The organism is Vibrio lentus (assembly GCF_030409755.1).
GTDB lineage: Bacteria > Pseudomonadota > Gammaproteobacteria > Enterobacterales > Vibrionaceae > Vibrio > Vibrio lentus.
Genome location: NZ_JAUFQE010000002.1, coordinates 2,986,383 through 3,003,803, shown reverse-complemented (window position 1 = coordinate 3,003,803; position 17,421 = coordinate 2,986,383). Strand labels below are relative to the sequence as shown.

The following is a 17,421-nucleotide window of genomic DNA, read 5'->3' as shown; positions in this document are numbered from 1 at the left end:
TGAGGTGAGGCTTATGCCTCCAACCCTTTTCTTATCAAATATTGGTAAGGCAAAGCTTCAGTCGCTTGGCCGACTAACTGATGATCCATAAAACGACAAAAGCTCGGAATATCGCGAGTTGTCGAAGGGTCGTCAGCTTTTACCAGTAACACATCGCCATCCTGCATATTTCTAATTGTCTTCCTGACCATCATTACTGGCTCTGGGCAACGCAGGCCTTCAGCTTCTAAAGTGTGGGTTGCCAGTTCAGGTTTGAATGTCATGGTTTGTATCTCTATATCTATCTAACGAGTGAATAATACGTCTGCAGAAAAAATATGCAATAAGTGCTTGGCAAACAGAATCATTTCCTATAACTTAGTTAACAAGTTGATAACAACTCGTAACAAAGGCAACTAGCTAAGGAGTGGCGATGTTGACAGGATTAGATAGATTAACAATTTATTCAGTTCTCTGTTTTATTTCTTTTTGTGCGTTAGTACTACGCTCATCGACAGAGACCTCTCTAATGCCAATTTTTGGCATAGTAGCAACGATTATTGGTATTTGGGTAGAGATGCGCCGTTGGCAAGGCATAGCCGAGGAGCAAGAGCACTAACCCGAATACAACAAGCAAATTCCAATACGACAACATTCCGACACTATCCCCAGATTTTCTTGGGCTTCCCCGCGTAATTGCGGGATTTTTTTTATCTAAAGCATGCTATAAACAACTTAGTTACCAATGATAATTGTATACAGCTAGGTAAGTGGCGTGGAATTAGAAGACATCTATCGTAGAGACCTGAATTTACTGGTCGCCTTAAAGGTATTGATTGAAGAGGGCAGTGTTAGTCAAGCCGCGCTTCGTCTTAACCTAAGCCAATCGGCAACCAGCCGAGTATTAGGGCGCTTAAGAGAACTACTCAACGATCCCCTGTTTACACGCCAAGGTCAGCACCTTATTCCCACCAAAAAAGCACTCGAGATCAGCCAGCGCATTGATCAACCTTTAGAATCATTCCGACAACTTCTTAGCCCGAGTGATTTCGATCCTTACTATTGCAGCGAGCGCTTTTTGATTGCGACCACTGACTACGCGATGCAAACCATCTTGCCTTATGCGTTGCCTAAGATTTATGAACAAGCTCCTAATATCTCTTTGGAGTTTGCTCCGTTGCAGCATGAACATTTGTTTAAACAGCTCAGCACCGAACGTGTGGATATGGCGATTTGTCGCCCCAGTGGCAGCATTGCACCACTTCATCAAGAGGTATTGGGGCCGGTCGGTGTGTCGTGCCTGTTATCTAAGAATCACCCATTAGCCGATAAGCCTTTAAGCCTTGAAGACTATGTGTCACTCCCGCACGCGATGATTGCGATCAGTGATGGTGTTAAGGCTTTATTAGACAATGCCTTAGCCAATCAACAACCACGAAAAATGGTGTTGCGTGCTTATCACCTTGAAGCTGCATTGGCGATTGTCGATAGAATGCCGTTGGTGATCACTGTACCTGCTGACTTAGCTTACTTGGTGGCTGAGCGTTATGACTTAGTCGTTAAACCGCTACCATTCGAGTTTATGCCGTTTGATTACTCATTGATCTGGCACTCGCGCTGCGATTCTTCTGCTTCGCAACAATGGTTAAGAAGAGTGGTAAAAGAGGAGTGTGGTGAGTTGATTCAGAAGCGTATTGCGGATGTTGGCTTAGGTTAACTGAGATCTCGCTTTGGTATACTCGATCCAAATGACAAAAATGCAAAAGGGCTGATTACTATCAGCCCTTTGTTATTCTGGGTTACGGAAGTTTAATTCGCAATTACAGTTTAATAACTACGCGACCAGTGATTTGACCGTTAGTGATGTCTTCTGCAGCTTGAATTGCACCATCTAAAGACACTTCTTTAGTCGCTTGGCCGTAGAAAGACTCAGGTAGCAACTCTGCAAGTTGTTCCCACGCTTTAATACGTTTCTCACGAGGACACATTACTGAATCCACACCTTGTAGGCGAACGTTACGTAGAATGAATGGCATTACCGTAGTTGGTAAGTCAAAGCCGCCGGCTAGGCCACACATTGCAACCGCGCCGTTGTAATCAATTTGCGCCAATACTTTAGCAAGTACTTTGCTACCTACTGTATCGATAGCACCAGCCCACAGTTGTTTCTCAAGTGGTTTCGCCGGTTCTTCTAGTTCCGCACGTTCAACAATGCGTGTTGCACCTAGTGATTTTAGAAGCTCGCCATTTTCTGAAGCTCGGCCAGTAACTGCTGCTACTTTGTAGCCTAGTTGGTTTAGTAGCGTAATAGACACGCTGCCTACGCCGCCACTTGCACCCGTTACTAGGATTTCACCGTCTTCTGGTTTGATGCCAGCGTCTACAATAGCTTGCACACAAAGCATAGCGGTGAAACCAGCTGTACCAATCGCCATGACTTTCTTCGCGTCTAGACCTGCAGGCATTGGCACTAACCAGTCACCATTTAGGCTAGCTTTCTCAGCCATACCGCCCCAGTGGCCTTCACCAACACCCCAACCCGTCAGAACAACTTCGTCGCCTGCTTTGTAGCGCGGGTCATCAGATTGTGAAACCACACCAGAAAGGTCGATACCAGGAACCATAGGGAAGTTGCGAACAATGCGCCCTTTACCTGTTATCGCCAAACCATCTTTGTAGTTCAAAGAAGAGTAGCTCACATCAACCTTCACGTTACCTTCTGGTAATTGAGACTCATCAATTTGAGAAACTGATGCGATAGTTTTTTTGTCTTCTTGGTTTAGTACAAGTGCTTTAAACATGATCTGCTCCGTAGGAGGAATATTAGGAAACTGAAGTAACTTTAGTTGAATCATCGAAGAAAAAATAATGAAACATCAACATTGAATCTATGCGTTTTGTGCATAGATGTAGTTGGTACTTTTTCTTTTGCCAAGTTCGCTGAACGAATAGATAGATTATCGGATGCCAAGTAATAAAAAGTGCAGCTATATAAATATAGCTGCACAAAAGATTACCCTTCAAGTATTACTGTCAGTGATCGCTATGGGCGTTCAAATACCGTTGCAATACCTTGGCCTAAACCAATACACATGGTCGCTAAGCCGTATTTCACGTCTTGTGCTTCCATTAGGTTGATTAGCGTTGTTGAGATACGAGAGCCAGAACAACCCAGTGGGTGACCGAGTGCAATCGCACCGCCGTTAAGGTTAACTTTCTCGTCAACCACATCCAGTAGACCTAAGTCCTTCGCACATGGAAGAGATTGAGCAGCGAACGCTTCGTTGAGCTCAATAACGCCCATGTCTTCAATGTTCAGACCTGCACGTTTTAACGCTTTTTGAGTCGCTGGTACTGGACCGTAACCCATGATTGAAGGATCACAACCTGCGATAGCCATTGACTTCACGCGAGCGCGAATCTTAAGGCCAAGCGCGTTGGCTTTATCTTCACTCATGATCAACATTGCCGATGCACCATCAGACAATGCTGATGAAGTACCTGCTGTTACCGTTCCGTTTGCTGGGTCGAATACAGGACGCAGCTGAGATAGACCTTCAACTGTTGTTTCTGGGCGAATAACTTCATCGTAATCCAGAGTGAACAGCGAACCGTCTGCTGCGTGAGCTTCGGTTGGTAGGATTTCGTTCTTGAAACGACCTTCTACCGTTGCAGCTTGTGCTCTAGCGTGTGAACGAGCGGCGAAGGCATCTTGGTCTTCACGGCTGATGCCGTGCATCTTGCCAAGCATCTCAGCCGTTAAGCCCATCATGCCTGCTGCTTTTGCTACGTGCTTAGACATGCCCGGGTGGAAATCGACACCGTGGTTCATAGGTACATGCCCCATGTGTTCTACACCACCTATCAAGCAGATTTCCGCATCTCCAACCATGATTGAACGAGCAGCATCATGCAAAGCTTGCATAGATGAACCACATAAACGGTTCACCGTTACCGCACCAATTTCAATCGGTAGGCCAGCAAGCAAAGCAGCGTTACGAGCCACGTTAAAGCCTTGCTCTAGCGTTTGTTGTACACAACCCCAGTAAATGTCTTCAATTTCGACAGGGTTTACTTCTGGGTTGCGCTCTAAAATGCCTTTCATCAAATGTGCCGACAGATCTTCAGCACGAGTGTGACGGAAAGCTCCACCTTTGGAACGTCCCATTGGGGTACGAAGGCAATCAACAACAACTACATTATTCATTTTGCTATTCCTTTTCCAAATGTGGGTTACAGAGAACTGGCTTGTTGGCCGTCGTAAAAGCTTTCGCCTTTCGCTGCCATATCAAGCAATAGTTGAGGAACTTGGTACATTGCACCTAAGTCTTGGTAGCTCTTCGCCATTTCAACGAAGTTACCAATACCCACACTGTCTAAGTAGCGGAATACGCCGCCTCTGAATGGAGGGAAGCCTAAACCGTAAACCAGTGCCATATCCGCTTCTTGCGGTGTCGCGATGATGCCTTCTTCTAAACAAAGCACCACTTCGTTGATCATTGGAATCATCACACGTTGGATAATTGTCTGGTCATCAAAGTCTTGTGGCTGTTGGCATACGTCAGCCAAGATAGGAAGAATGTCTTCAGAGAAGGTCTTTTTAGGACGACCGCGTTTGTCTACGCTGTACGTGTAGAAACCGCTGCCGTTCTTCTGGCCGTATTTTTCAGCGACGTAAAGTGCGTCAATCGCATCACGACCTTCTTTACCCATACGCTCAGGGAAGCCTTGCGCCATTACTGCTTGTGCATGGTGTGCTGTGTCTAAACCTACAACGTCTAGCAAGTAAGCTGGGCCCATTGGCCAACCGAACTTACGCTCCATGACTTTATCGATCTTCGTGAAGTCAGCACCATCACGTAGCAACATGCTGAAACCGCCAAAGTAAGGGAAAAGTACACGGTTAACGAAGAAGCCTGGGCAGTCGTTAACAACGATAGGGGATTTACCCATCTTCGCTGCGTAAGCAACCACACGATTGATCGTTTCTTCTGAAGTATGCTCGCCACGGATGATCTCAACCAAAGGCATGCGGTGTACTGGGTTAAAGAAGTGCATGCCACAGAAGTTCTCTGGGCGCTTCAAAGATTTCGCTAACAGGTTAATCGGAATTGTTGAGGTATTTGATGTTAGAACCGTGTCTTCACCAACCAAACCTTCCACTTCGCTCAGTACCGCTGCTTTTACTTTAGGATTCTCTACAACCGCTTCCACAATCACATCTGATTGCTCAACACCTGCATAATGCAGGCTTGGAGTAATAGAACACAGAATGCCTGCCATCTTGAATCCATCGAGGCGACCGCGTGATAAGCGTTTATTCAACAACTTAGAAGCTTCGTTCATACCAAGATCTAGAGACGCCTGTGCGATGTCTTTCATCATCACTGGCACGCCCTTTAACGCTGACTGGTAAGCAATACCGCCACCCATGATGCCAGCGCCAAGTACTGCTGCGCGTTCAGTTGCTTTATTCGCAGACTTACCAGCTTGTTTTGCTAAGCCTTTGATGTATTGGTCATTAAGGAATAAGCCGACCAATGCTTTTGCTTCTTCAGATTTTGCTAGCTTAACAAAGTGTTTGCGTTCGATATCCAATGCTGCATCGCGATCGCTGCGCGCTGCTTCTTCAATTGCAATCACAGAAGTAATCGGAGCTGGGTAGTGAGGCCCTGCTTTTTGAGCCACTAAGCCCTTAGCCATGGTAAAGCTCATCATCGCTTCTAGTTTGCTTAGTGAAAGTGCTGATGTTTTTTGTTTACGACGTAGCTGCCAATCGAGTTTCTCATTGGCTGCTAGAGAAACAGTGTTGATTGCCGACTCTAGTAACTGGTCTGTTTCAACAATCGCATCTAACAAGCCAACTTTAAGTGCTTCATCTGCACGGCATGCTTTGCCTTGCGTGATAATTTCCATTGCACTGTCAGCACCGATAACACGTGGCAGACGCACACAACCACCAAAGCCAGGCATGATGCCAAGTTTGGTTTCTGGTAGGCCTATGCTGGTGGTCTTGTCACCGATACGGAAATCGGTCGCTAAGACACATTCACAGCCGCCGCCAAGGGCATGGCCACGCATCATTGAAATAGTTGGGACAGGAAGGTCTTCTAGCTTACTGAAGATTGAATTAGCGAATCTTAACCATTCATCAAGTTCTGCTTCTGGCTTAGCAAATAGGCCAAGAAATTCAGTGATGTCTGCGCCTACGATGAACGCGTCTTTGTTTGAAGTTAAGATTAAACCACGTAATCCAGCGTGAGCATTAAGAGCATCTAACGCTTTATCTAGCGATTCTAAAGTAGCAAGGTCGAGTTTATTTACAGAGGCCGGAGCACAGAAGCTAAGTTCTGCAATACCATCTTGTAATTCCTTTACCTGTAAGGTGTTAGCTTGGTAAATCATTGTCTATCTCCATGACATACAATCCACGATTGTTTGAGAGAATCTTGTTATCTTTCTATTATTGTAGAGTACCTGGTAAGACCAGTCATTCTAGTCTGTACCTCTGCTTGGTGAATTTCAATACATTTTTTAAACAATTGTTTAACATTGTGCGATAGCACAGATCCTCTAACCCTTATTATTCACGCGTGATACACTTCGCCGCTCTTATTAATTAAGTTAACGATATGAATGAACAGCCCTATTTAATACCGTCAGCGTCGGCTCTGTTTGAAGAAGAGATAAAGAAGAGCGTCTTCATTACTCATCTTGCTCATACTCCAAGTGTAGAAGCTGCTAAACAGTTCGTAGAACAGGTAAAAAAAGAGCATTCATCAGCGCGACATAATTGTTGGGGCTTTGCTGCAGGGCGACCTGAAGACTCAATGAAGTGGGGCTTTAGTGACGATGGAGAGCCATCTGGTACTGCGGGTAAGCCTATCTTGGCGCAACTGTCTGGTTCTGGTGTTGGTGAACTGACGGCCGTTGTCACTCGTTATTCTGGCGGAATCAAGCTTGGAACGGGTGGGCTAGTAAAGGCATATGGTGGAGGAGTGCAACAAGCTCTCAAGCTGCTTCAAACTATCGAGAAAAAAATAACCACAAAATTACGGCTAGAGTTAGACTATGGCTTTGTGCCAATCGCGCAATCCATTATGGCTCAGCATCAGGCTGTTGAAGTCCAAGCGGATTATGGTGTTCAAGTTGAGCTTATTATTGAAATAGAGCTCCTTCAGGTAGATTCGTTTACCCAAACCATGATCAATAAAAGCGGTGCCAAGGCACTGGTAACGAAAGTCAAAGACAACTAGGAAGTGTGAAGCATTTCGCTTCGTTCAATAGCTCATGCAATTTCGCTCAATTATTCGAATCGTCGGATTATTATTAGCACTTTTTAGTGTATCAATGCTCGCACCTGCGCTCGTCGCACTGATCTATAGAGATGGTGCGGGTGTGCCATTTGTGACGACTTTCTTCGTTCTATTATTTTGTGGAGCAACTTGCTGGTTTCCAAACCGACGCTATAAACATGAATTGAAGGCGCGAGATGGCTTTCTCATTGTGGTGTTGTTCTGGACGGTAATCGGCAGTGCTGGTGCGCTGCCGTTTTTGATCGCGGATAATCCGAGCGTTTCCGTTACTGATGCCTTTTTCGAATCGTTTTCTGCATTAACAACGACAGGTGCAACCGTAATTGTCGGCCTCGATGACTTACCTAAAGCAATTCTATTTTACCGCCAATTCCTACAATGGTTTGGTGGTATGGGTATCATCGTATTGGCGGTAGCCATCCTTCCTGTTCTGGGTATCGGTGGTATGCAGCTATATCGTGCTGAAATTCCGGGCCCTGTAAAAGACAGTAAGATGACTCCGCGTATTGCTGAAACGGCAAAAGCACTTTGGTACATCTATCTGAGTCTAACGATTGCTTGTGCGGTAGCGTTTTGGCTTGCAGGTATGAGTTTCTTTGATGCAATCAGCCACAGTTTCTCAACCATTGCTATTGGTGGCTTCTCGACTCACGATGCGAGTATGGGCTACTTCAACAGCCCTGCTATCAATATGATTACGGTCGTGTTCCTTCTTATATCTGCGTGTAACTATTCTCTTCACTTTGCGGCATTTGCTTCTGGTGGTGTACATCCTAAGTATTACTGGAAAGATCCTGAGTTCCGCGCTTTTATCTTTATTCAAGTCGTCCTGTTCTTAGTTTGTTTCTTGTTACTGTTGAATCACCATTCTTATGACTCGTATTATGATGCTTTCGATCAGGCGTTGTTCCAGACAGTATCTATTTCAACAACCGCAGGCTTCACCACCACCGGTTTCTCTGAATGGCCGTTATTCTTACCTGTGCTGCTTTTGTTCTCTTCTTTTATAGGTGGTTGTGCAGGTTCAACGGGTGGTGGTATGAAAGTCATTCGAATATTACTGCTTACTTTACAGGGTGCTCGTGAAATGAAGCGTCTTGTCCACCCGCGTGCTGTCTATACCATCAAGGTTGGTGGTTCAGCGCTACCACAACGTGTCGTTGATGCGGTTTGGGGCTTCTTCTCTGCATACGCATTGGTTTTTGTGGTTTGTATGTTGGCTCTTATTGCTACGGGGATGGATGAGCTAAGCGCTTTCTCTGCTGTAGCGGCAACATTGAATAACCTTGGTCCAGGCTTAGGTGAAGTGGCAATGCACTTCGGCGATGTGAATGACAAGGCTAAATGGGTGTTGATCGTATCCATGCTGTTTGGCCGTTTAGAGATATTCACCTTATTAATTTTATTGACCCCTACGTTTTGGCGTAGCTAAGGACATATTGTGGCAAAAGCTCTATTTTTGTATTCAAGCCGTGAAGGCCAGACCAAGAAAATCTTGAACTATATAAAAGAAGAAATGAATGAGTTCGAATGTGAGCTTCAAGATCTGCACACCACTGGTAATGTCGACTTTGCTCAATACGACCGAGTTTTGATTGGCGCGTCTATTCGTTATGGGCACCTCAATAAGAAGCTATATCAGTTCATTGATGCCAACCTTGCTCAGCTGCAATCAAGCAAGGTTGCTTTCTTTTGCGTTAACTTAACCGCTCGTAAAGAAGACCAAGGCAAAGATACTCCTGAAGGTAGCGCTTATATTAAGAAGTTCCTTCTTAAGTCCCCGTGGCAACCTACTTTGATCGGTGTGTTTGCTGGCGCCCTCTATTACCCTCGTTATAACTGGTTCGATAAAACCATGATTCGATTCATTATGAATATGACAGGTGGAGAAACGGATACAACCAAGGAAGTTGAGTACACGAACTGGGAAAAAGTCTCTTTATTCTCTAAGAAACTGCAAGAGATGTAAGAGAAAAGCCTACTTTTGAGGCGTTTTGTGCTCTTTTTAATCGAACGAATAAAAAAACGAGAAAAACTTAAAAAAGGGCTTGCCAGTGTGATCGAAATCTCTATAATGCGACCTCGTTGAAACGGGAAGGCTTCGTAAGAAACCAAAACGAGTCAGCAGGTCAAATTAGCCAAGCTAAGCGCTTGAAAAAAGTTTTGAAAATAGTGGTTGACACTAAAACTTAAATCGCTAAAATGGCCGTCCGATTTGAGCGAAGCTCAAAAAGGAAAAGCTCTTTAACAATTTAAACCTATCAATCTGTGTGGGCACTCGTTGATGAATATCAAAACGTTTTATCGTTAGATAAAACAGATTCTTCGGAATCAAAATTGATTTCAATGAACTGAGTGACCAATACGTTTAACTACTTGTAGTTATTCGGCACAGTCAATTCATTACCATTCTGTTGGAATGGTAATAGCTTTAGAATTACATGTTTACTTCGGTAAATATTAGTTTTGAAGTCAGTATTCGTTGAGTCACAAAATCTTAAATTGAAGAGTTTGATCATGGCTCAGATTGAACGCTGGCGGCAGGCCTAACACATGCAAGTCGAGCGGAAACGACACTAACAATCCTTCGGGTGCGTTAATGGGCGTCGAGCGGCGGACGGGTGAGTAATGCCTAGGAAATTGCCTTGATGTGGGGGATAACCATTGGAAACGATGGCTAATACCGCATAATGCCTACGGGCCAAAGAGGGGGATCTTCGGACCTCTCGCGTCAAGATATGCCTAGGTGGGATTAGCTAGTTGGTGAGGTAATGGCTCACCAAGGCGACGATCCCTAGCTGGTCTGAGAGGATGATCAGCCACACTGGAACTGAGACACGGTCCAGACTCCTACGGGAGGCAGCAGTGGGGAATATTGCACAATGGGCGAAAGCCTGATGCAGCCATGCCGCGTGTATGAAGAAGGCCTTCGGGTTGTAAAGTACTTTCAGTTGTGAGGAAGGGTGTGTAGTTAATAGCTGCGCATCTTGACGTTAGCAACAGAAGAAGCACCGGCTAACTCCGTGCCAGCAGCCGCGGTAATACGGAGGGTGCGAGCGTTAATCGGAATTACTGGGCGTAAAGCGCATGCAGGTGGTTCATTAAGTCAGATGTGAAAGCCCGGGGCTCAACCTCGGAACTGCATTTGAAACTGGTGAACTAGAGTACTGTAGAGGGGGGTAGAATTTCAGGTGTAGCGGTGAAATGCGTAGAGATCTGAAGGAATACCAGTGGCGAAGGCGGCCCCCTGGACAGATACTGACACTCAGATGCGAAAGCGTGGGGAGCAAACAGGATTAGATACCCTGGTAGTCCACGCCGTAAACGATGTCTACTTGGAGGTTGTGGCCTTGAGCCGTGGCTTTCGGAGCTAACGCGTTAAGTAGACCGCCTGGGGAGTACGGTCGCAAGATTAAAACTCAAATGAATTGACGGGGGCCCGCACAAGCGGTGGAGCATGTGGTTTAATTCGATGCAACGCGAAGAACCTTACCTACTCTTGACATCCAGAGAAGCCAGCGGAGACGCAGGTGTGCCTTCGGGAGCTCTGAGACAGGTGCTGCATGGCTGTCGTCAGCTCGTGTTGTGAAATGTTGGGTTAAGTCCCGCAACGAGCGCAACCCTTATCCTTGTTTGCCAGCGAGTAATGTCGGGAACTCCAGGGAGACTGCCGGTGATAAACCGGAGGAAGGTGGGGACGACGTCAAGTCATCATGGCCCTTACGAGTAGGGCTACACACGTGCTACAATGGCGCATACAGAGGGCAGCAAGCTAGCGATAGTGAGCGAATCCCAAAAAGTGCGTCGTAGTCCGGATTGGAGTCTGCAACTCGACTCCATGAAGTCGGAATCGCTAGTAATCGTGAATCAGAATGTCACGGTGAATACGTTCCCGGGCCTTGTACACACCGCCCGTCACACCATGGGAGTGGGCTGCAAAAGAAGTGGGTAGTTTAACCTTTCGGGGAGGACGCTCACCACTTTGTGGTTCATGACTGGGGTGAAGTCGTAACAAGGTAGCCCTAGGGGAACCTGGGGCTGGATCACCTCCTTATACGAAGATACTTACGATGAGTGTCCACACAGATTGATTAGGTTTAGAAAGTAAAAGAGACGAAGAACTCCCAAGTTCTTCAATATCCAGTGTCCCGTTCGTCTAGAGGCCTAGGACACCGCCCTTTCACGGCGGTAACAGGGGTTCGACTCCCCTACGGGATACCATTGGGTCGTTAGCTCAGTTGGTAGAGCAGTTGACTTTTAATCAATTGGTCGCAGGTTCGAATCCTGCACGACCCACCATTCTTTCTCCGCGAAGGAATTAAAACTATCGTGGGCGATTAGCTCAGTTGGGAGAGCACCTGCCTTACAAGCAGGGGGTCACTGGTTCGAGCCCGGTATCGCCCACCATTCTCTAAATATTCTTGGTTATAGTCATATCCAAACCACTTCTTTTGTCGTTGGTTGGTGTGTTTGACCCTGAGAGTCTTTAGAAAATGTGAATTTTAGAACACTGGTTCTTAAAGTCTCATGCTCTTTAACAATTTGGAAAGCTGACTGATTGATTTACTTACGAGTAATTCAATCAAATTTAAAAGTTCTCAATGTTTATCTTTATTGATAAACACAACAAACACATTCAAGTGTCTTGTATTCGAATCAAACGTTAGTTTGATTCACAATTGAGTCCGGCAAACAGTTATCAAGAATTAACCCTTCTTGATGACAACCAAAAACCTTGGTTAGTTGCCATACACTAAGACCCTTTCGGGTTGTATGGTTAAGTGACTAAGCGTACACGGTGGATGCCTTGGCAGTCAGAGGCGATGAAAGACGTAATAACTTGCGATAAGCCCAGATTAGGTAGTAATAACCTTTTGAGTCTGGGATTTCTGAATGGGGAAACCCACGTGCATAAGCACGTATCCTGTTGTGAATACATAGCAACAGGAGGCAAACCGGGGGAACTGAAACATCTAAGTACCCCGAGGAAGAGAAATCAACCGAGATTCCGAAAGTAGCGGCGAGCGAAATTGGATTAGCCCTTAAGCTTTTAATGATGCAGGTGAAGAGTCTGGAAAGTCTCGCAATAAAGGGTGATAGCCCCGTAACCGACACATCATAATCAGTGAAATCGAGTAGGGCGGGACACGTGATATCCTGTCTGAATATGGGGGGACCATCCTCCAAGGCTAAATACTACTGACTGACCGATAGTGAACCAGTACCGTGAGGGAAAGGCGAAAAGAACCCCTGTGAGGGGAGTGAAATAGAACCTGAAACCGTGTACGTACAAGCAGTAGGAGCACCTTCGTGGTGTGACTGCGTACCTTTTGTATAATGGGTCAGCGACTTAATTTTAGTAGCAAGGTTAACCGTTTAGGGGAGCCGTAGGGAAACCGAGTCTTAACTGGGCGTACAGTTGCTAGGATTAGACCCGAAACCAGGTGATCTAGCCATGGGCAGGTTGAAGGTTGAGTAACATCAACTGGAGGACCGAACCGACTAATGTTGAAAAATTAGCGGATGACTTGTGGCTAGGGGTGAAAGGCCAATCAAACCTGGAGATAGCTGGTTCTCCCCGAAAGCTATTTAGGTAGCGCCTCGGACGAATACTACTGGGGGTAGAGCACTGTTAAGGCTAGGGGGTCATCCCGACTTACCAACCCTTTGCAAACTCCGAATACCAGTAAGTACTATCCGGGAGACACACGGCGGGTGCTAACGTCCGTCGTGGAGAGGGAAACAACCCAGACCGCCAGCTAAGGTCCCAAAGTATAGCTAAGTGGGAAACGATGTGGGAAGGCTCAGACAGCCAGGATGTTGGCTTAGAAGCAGCCATCATTTAAAGAAAGCGTAATAGCTCACTGGTCGAGTCGGCCTGCGCGGAAGATGTAACGGGGCTAAGCTATACACCGAAGCTGCGGCTACGTACCTTAGGGTATGTGGGGTAGGGGAGCGTTCTGTAAGCCGTTGAAGGTGTGCTGTAAGGCATGCTGGAGGTATCAGAAGTGCGAATGCTGACATGAGTAACGATAAAGGGAGTGAAAAACTCCCTCGCCGGAAGACCAAGGGTTCCTGTCCAACGTTAATCGGGGCAGGGTAAGTCGACTCCTAAGGCGAGGCCGAAAGGCGTAGTCGATGGGAAACGGGTTAATATTCCCGTACTTCTTACAATTGCGATGGGGGGACGGAGAAGGCTAGGTGGGCCTGGCGACGGTTGTCCAGGTTCAAGTACGTAGGCGGAAAGTTTAGGTAAATCCGGACTTTCTTAACGCTGAGATACGATGTCGAGCTACTACGGTAGTGAAGTCATTGATGCCATGCTTCCAGGAAAAGCCTCTAAGCTTCAGATTGTAAGGAATCGTACCCCAAACCGACACAGGTGGTCGGGTAGAGAATACCAAGGCGCTTGAGAGAACTCGGGTGAAGGAACTAGGCAAAATGGTACCGTAACTTCGGGAGAAGGTACGCTCTTATCAGTGAAGTCCCTTGCGGATGGAGCAGACGAGAGTCGCAGATACCAGGTGGCTGCAACTGTTTATTAAAAACACAGCACTGTGCAAAATCGTAAGATGACGTATACGGTGTGACGCCTGCCCGGTGCCGGAAGGTTAATTGATGGGGTTAGACTTCGGTCGAAGCTCTTGATCGAAGCCCCGGTAAACGGCGGCCGTAACTATAACGGTCCTAAGGTAGCGAAATTCCTTGTCGGGTAAGTTCCGACCTGCACGAATGGCGTAATGATGGCCACGCTGTCTCCACCCGAGACTCAGTGAAATTGAAATCGCTGTGAAGATGCAGTGTACCCGCGGCTAGACGGAAAGACCCCGTGAACCTTTACTACAGCTTGGCACTGAACATTGAACCTACATGTGTAGGATAGGTGGGAGACTTTGAAACCGCGTCGCTAGATGTGGTGGAGTCGTCCTTGAAATACCACCCTTGTAGTTTTGATGTTCTAACGTTGGTCCCTGAATCGGGATTACGGACAGTGCCTGGTGGGTAGTTTGACTGGGGCGGTCTCCTCCCAAAGAGTAACGGAGGAGCACGAAGGTGGGCTAAACACGGTTGGACATCGTGTGGTTAGTGCAATGGCATAAGCCCGCTTGACTGCGAGAATGACAATTCGAGCAGGTGCGAAAGCAGGTCATAGTGATCCGGTGGTTCTGAATGGAAGGGCCATCGCTCAACGGATAAAAGGTACTCCGGGGATAACAGGCTGATACCGCCCAAGAGTTCATATCGACGGCGGTGTTTGGCACCTCGATGTCGGCTCATCACATCCTGGGGCTGAAGTCGGTCCCAAGGGTATGGCTGTTCGCCATTTAAAGTGGTACGCGAGCTGGGTTTAGAACGTCGTGAGACAGTTCGGTCCCTATCTGCCGTGGGCGTTGGAAAATTGAAAGGGGCTGCTCCTAGTACGAGAGGACCGGAGTGGACGAACCTCTGGTGTTCGGGTTGTCATGCCAATGGCATTGCCCGGTAGCTAAGTTCGGAATCGATAACCGCTGAAAGCATCTAAGCGGGAAGCGAGCCTTGAGATGAGTTTTCCCTGGCGCTATAAGCGTCCTAAAGGGTTGTCGTAGACTACGACGTTGATAGGCAGGGTGTGTAAGTGCTGCGAGGCATTGAGCTAACCTGTACTAATTGCCCGTGAGGCTTAACCATACAACACCCAAGGGGTTTTGTGGACTCAAAGACAGACCTTGAATGAGTTTGAAGAGATACTTTTAAATCAGTTTTCCGAATTTTAAAATTTGCTTGGCGACCATAGCATTGTGGACCCACCTGATTCCATGCCGAACTCAGAAGTGAAACACAATAGCGCCGATGGTAGTGTGGGGTTTCCCCATGTGAGAGTAGGACATCGCCAGGCTTTAAATTAAATCTTTAGGTTGACCGACCTGGAGATATGGACGCTCACTTAGTGAGTTGACCACTGCGGAGTGGTAGTTCAGTTGGTTAGAATACCGGCCTGTCACGCCGGGGGTCGCGGGTTCGAGTCCCGTCCACTCCGCCACTTATTCGATAACCTCGCCTAGTGCGAGGTTTTTTCGAATCTGAAGTAGTAAAAAATTTTAGGGGTGTAGCTCCAATTGGCAGAGCAGCGGATTCCAAATCCGCGTGTTGGGAGTTCGAATCTCTCCACCCCTGCCATATTTAAGGCTCTAGCAGAAATGCTAGAGCCTTTTTGCTTTCTGAATCTAATATATGCGATTAGCAATGTAGCGGATTCCCCGACTTACCAAAACAGCGCATGTTGGGAGTCTAAACCTCCAACCCTTCTATATACAAAGCCTCAGCAGAAATGTTGGGGCTTTTTTACGCCTGTTGCTTCTTCGAAGCAATATTGGGAGATGGAACGTCATCCCGGTGGAATACTTTGAGCGCCGACTCATAATGCTTTTACCTAATTCTTCTAATTTGGATATATTGATATTCGAACCTTAACGCCTCCGTAATAGTTTGAATATCTAGTCGAAGAGGGAGGTCTTTTGGCTTTCTATGTGTGATATTTAAGCTGTCATTTCTTGTATTGGCTGATATTTGACCTTAGAAAGGTAAGTGCTCACTTATCCCAGTCTCTTTTATAAACAATCAACAGCACAATCCCCACTTCTTTATGAGAATTATTCTCAATATTTTGTTACATTTTGGTCGTTATTACTAAAAGGCAACAAATATGGATATTTCCCGTCGTAAATTTATTCAATCATCTCTCGCTATATCTGCACTAACTGTTTTGCCCGCTTGTTCTATGAAGCAGTCTGTTGATGGGCAAGGTAAGTATGTCTATGACTTAATTGCTGAACCTTCAACAGCTGAGTTAGTCGCGGGATTTGATACCAATGTTTTAGCTTTTAATGGACAGATCCCAGCTCCGACGATTCGATGTCGACAGGGTGAAAAAGTCATAATTCGTTTTACGAATAAGCTATCAGAGCCGACGACTATCCATTGGCATGGCTTAAGAATTCCTATCGAAATGGATGGAGTTCCCTTCTTAAGTCAGCCACCAATCATGCCAGGTGAAACATTCATTTATGAGTTTACGCCGCCAGATGCTGGCACATTTTGGTATCACCCACATATGAATAGCGTTAAACAACTCGGTATGGGTTTAGTTGGCCTTATTATCGTAGAAGAAAGCACTCCAGTGCAGTTTGACGAAGAACACGCATTGATGCTTAAACATTGGCATATCGACAAGCAAGGTCAATGGAAAGACTTAATGATTCCTCGACTCAGTGCTCGTATGGGCACTCCTGGTGAGTGGAGTAGTGTTAATGGAGTTCATGAACCCGTATATCGGTTGAAGCAGTATGCAACGACTCGACTGCGGATTGCCAATGTCGATAATACGATCACTTATCCTATTGCTATCGAAGGGGCAGAGGCATGGGTGATTGCCATCGATGGTAACCCTGTAAAATCGCCTTACAAACTGACTCAACATAAAATTGGTCCAGGGATGCGTGTTGATATCGGACTGATCGCTCCCAAAGCTGGTGAGCGAATTAACGTTCTCCAAATGAAGGGGCGTTTTCCATTTTCTTTGTGCGAATTTGAAGTCGTAGATTCAACATTTACTCAAGAGCGAGTGTTGCCATTATTACCATTGAATCCAGTACCCAACCTAGATCTTACTAATGCTGAAGAGATCGATTTCGTGTTCGAGTGGGAGGGTGCAGTTTCACCTGTATCTAAAGATGGTAAATCGATGCCTAAATTTTGGCTTACTAATAAACGAGCGTGGGAGGGGATGAGCAAAGACAATATCCCTGAGCCGTTGGCGACTTTAGATCTAGGTAAGACTTACATATTCGATCTTAAGAACGTCACTCAATATCATCACCCGATTCATATTCATGGTCATACATTCACTGTATTGGAACTTGATGGTAAAAAAATTGAAGAACCTTTCCATACCGATACCGTGCTACTTGGAAAAAACGGCCGAGCGAAAGCCGCATTTGTTGCCGACAACCCAGGACGTTGGATGTATCACTGTCATGTTATAGAACACATGAAAACGGGTTTAATGGGATATATCGAAGTTAAGTGACACCTGTAACGTTTAATATTTGCGCATGCATTCTTAGTTCTACCCTCGCTTTTATCGGCG

At 46.2% G+C, this 17,421-nt stretch carries 10 protein-coding genes, 5 tRNA genes and 3 rRNA genes; 14 read left to right on the top strand and 4 right to left on the bottom strand.

Annotation, left to right across the window (positions count from 1 at the left end):
• Positions 1 to 11: 11 nt before the first annotated feature.
• Positions 12 to 263 carry a sulfurtransferase TusA gene (gene tusA / locus QWZ07_RS22035; protein ID WP_017055492.1) on the bottom strand — a complete coding sequence of 84 codons (252 nt, stop codon included), beginning with the start codon at positions 261 to 263 and terminating at the stop codon, positions 12 to 14.
• Positions 264 to 412: 149 nt separating this feature from the next.
• Here tusA and QWZ07_RS22030 point away from each other — a divergent pair, with 149 nt between their 5' ends.
• On the top strand, positions 413 to 598 hold the full coding sequence (locus tag QWZ07_RS22030) for a hypothetical protein (RefSeq protein ID WP_004736674.1): 186 nt from the start codon (positions 413 to 415) through the stop codon (positions 596 to 598).
• Positions 599 to 754: 156 nt separating this feature from the next.
• Entirely contained in the window at positions 755 to 1,696 is a 942-nt protein-coding gene (locus QWZ07_RS22025) for a LysR family transcriptional regulator (protein ID WP_012602956.1), read from the top strand.
• Between the two features lie 103 nt (positions 1,697 to 1,799).
• Here QWZ07_RS22025 and acuI read toward each other — a convergent pair whose 3' ends face one another.
• The 3 genes from acuI to fadB form a co-directional block, all read right to left on the bottom strand.
• A complete protein-coding gene (gene acuI, locus QWZ07_RS22020; RefSeq protein WP_017103120.1) occupies positions 1,800 to 2,780 on the bottom strand; it encodes an acrylyl-CoA reductase (NADPH) in 981 nt (326 codons plus the stop codon).
• A gap of 242 nt (positions 2,781 to 3,022) precedes the next feature.
• Positions 3,023 to 4,186: an acetyl-CoA C-acyltransferase FadA gene (fadA, locus tag QWZ07_RS22015; RefSeq protein ID WP_065111981.1), complete on the bottom strand. Its 1,164-nt coding sequence runs from the start codon at positions 4,184 to 4,186 to the stop codon at positions 3,023 to 3,025.
• 26 nt (positions 4,187 to 4,212) lie between these two features.
• Positions 4,213 to 6,384 carry a fatty acid oxidation complex subunit alpha FadB gene (gene fadB / locus QWZ07_RS22010; RefSeq protein ID WP_192854257.1) on the bottom strand — a complete coding sequence of 724 codons (2,172 nt, stop codon included), beginning with the start codon at positions 6,382 to 6,384 and terminating at the stop codon, positions 4,213 to 4,215.
• 227 nt (positions 6,385 to 6,611) lie between these two features.
• On the opposite strand from fadB, the gene QWZ07_RS22005 reads away from it, so the two are divergent.
• From QWZ07_RS22005 to QWZ07_RS21950, 12 genes are all read left to right on the top strand, one after another.
• The gene (locus QWZ07_RS22005) at positions 6,612 to 7,235 is read left to right on the top strand and encodes a YigZ family protein (RefSeq protein WP_004736669.1); all 624 of its coding nucleotides are present in this window, start codon (positions 6,612 to 6,614) and stop codon (positions 7,233 to 7,235) included.
• A gap of 34 nt (positions 7,236 to 7,269) precedes the next feature.
• On the top strand, positions 7,270 to 8,727 hold the full coding sequence (locus QWZ07_RS22000; RefSeq protein WP_012602960.1) for a TrkH family potassium uptake protein: 1,458 nt from the start codon (positions 7,270 to 7,272) through the stop codon (positions 8,725 to 8,727).
• A 9-nt stretch (positions 8,728 to 8,736) separates the two neighbouring features.
• Positions 8,737 to 9,264 carry a menaquinone-dependent protoporphyrinogen IX dehydrogenase gene (hemG, locus tag QWZ07_RS21995; protein ID WP_192854256.1) on the top strand — a complete coding sequence of 176 codons (528 nt, stop codon included), beginning with the start codon at positions 8,737 to 8,739 and terminating at the stop codon, positions 9,262 to 9,264.
• A 530-nt stretch (positions 9,265 to 9,794) separates the two neighbouring features.
• Positions 9,795 to 11,349: ribosomal RNA gene (locus QWZ07_RS21990) — 16S ribosomal RNA — on the top strand.
• A 91-nt stretch (positions 11,350 to 11,440) separates the two neighbouring features.
• Positions 11,441 to 11,516, top strand: a tRNA-Glu gene (locus tag QWZ07_RS21985).
• A gap of 2 nt (positions 11,517 to 11,518) precedes the next feature.
• Positions 11,519 to 11,594 (top strand) — tRNA-Lys (locus QWZ07_RS21980).
• A 32-nt stretch (positions 11,595 to 11,626) separates the two neighbouring features.
• Positions 11,627 to 11,702: transfer RNA gene (locus QWZ07_RS21975), tRNA-Val, on the top strand.
• Between the two features lie 368 nt (positions 11,703 to 12,070).
• Positions 12,071 to 14,963, top strand: a 23S ribosomal RNA gene (locus QWZ07_RS21970).
• Positions 14,964 to 15,055: 92 nt separating this feature from the next.
• Positions 15,056 to 15,171 (top strand): 5S ribosomal RNA (gene rrf, locus QWZ07_RS21965).
• The 16S, 23S and 5S rRNA genes sit together here with 5 tRNA genes alongside, the layout of an rRNA operon.
• Before the next feature lie 67 nt (positions 15,172 to 15,238).
• A tRNA-Asp gene (locus QWZ07_RS21960) sits at positions 15,239 to 15,315 on the top strand.
• A gap of 60 nt (positions 15,316 to 15,375) precedes the next feature.
• A tRNA-Trp gene (locus QWZ07_RS21955) sits at positions 15,376 to 15,452 on the top strand.
• 526 nt (positions 15,453 to 15,978) lie between these two features.
• Complete coding sequence (locus QWZ07_RS21950; RefSeq protein ID WP_192854224.1) at positions 15,979 to 17,361, top strand: multicopper oxidase family protein; 1,383 nt, start codon at positions 15,979 to 15,981, stop codon at positions 17,359 to 17,361.
• Positions 17,362 to 17,421: the final 60 nt, after the last annotated feature.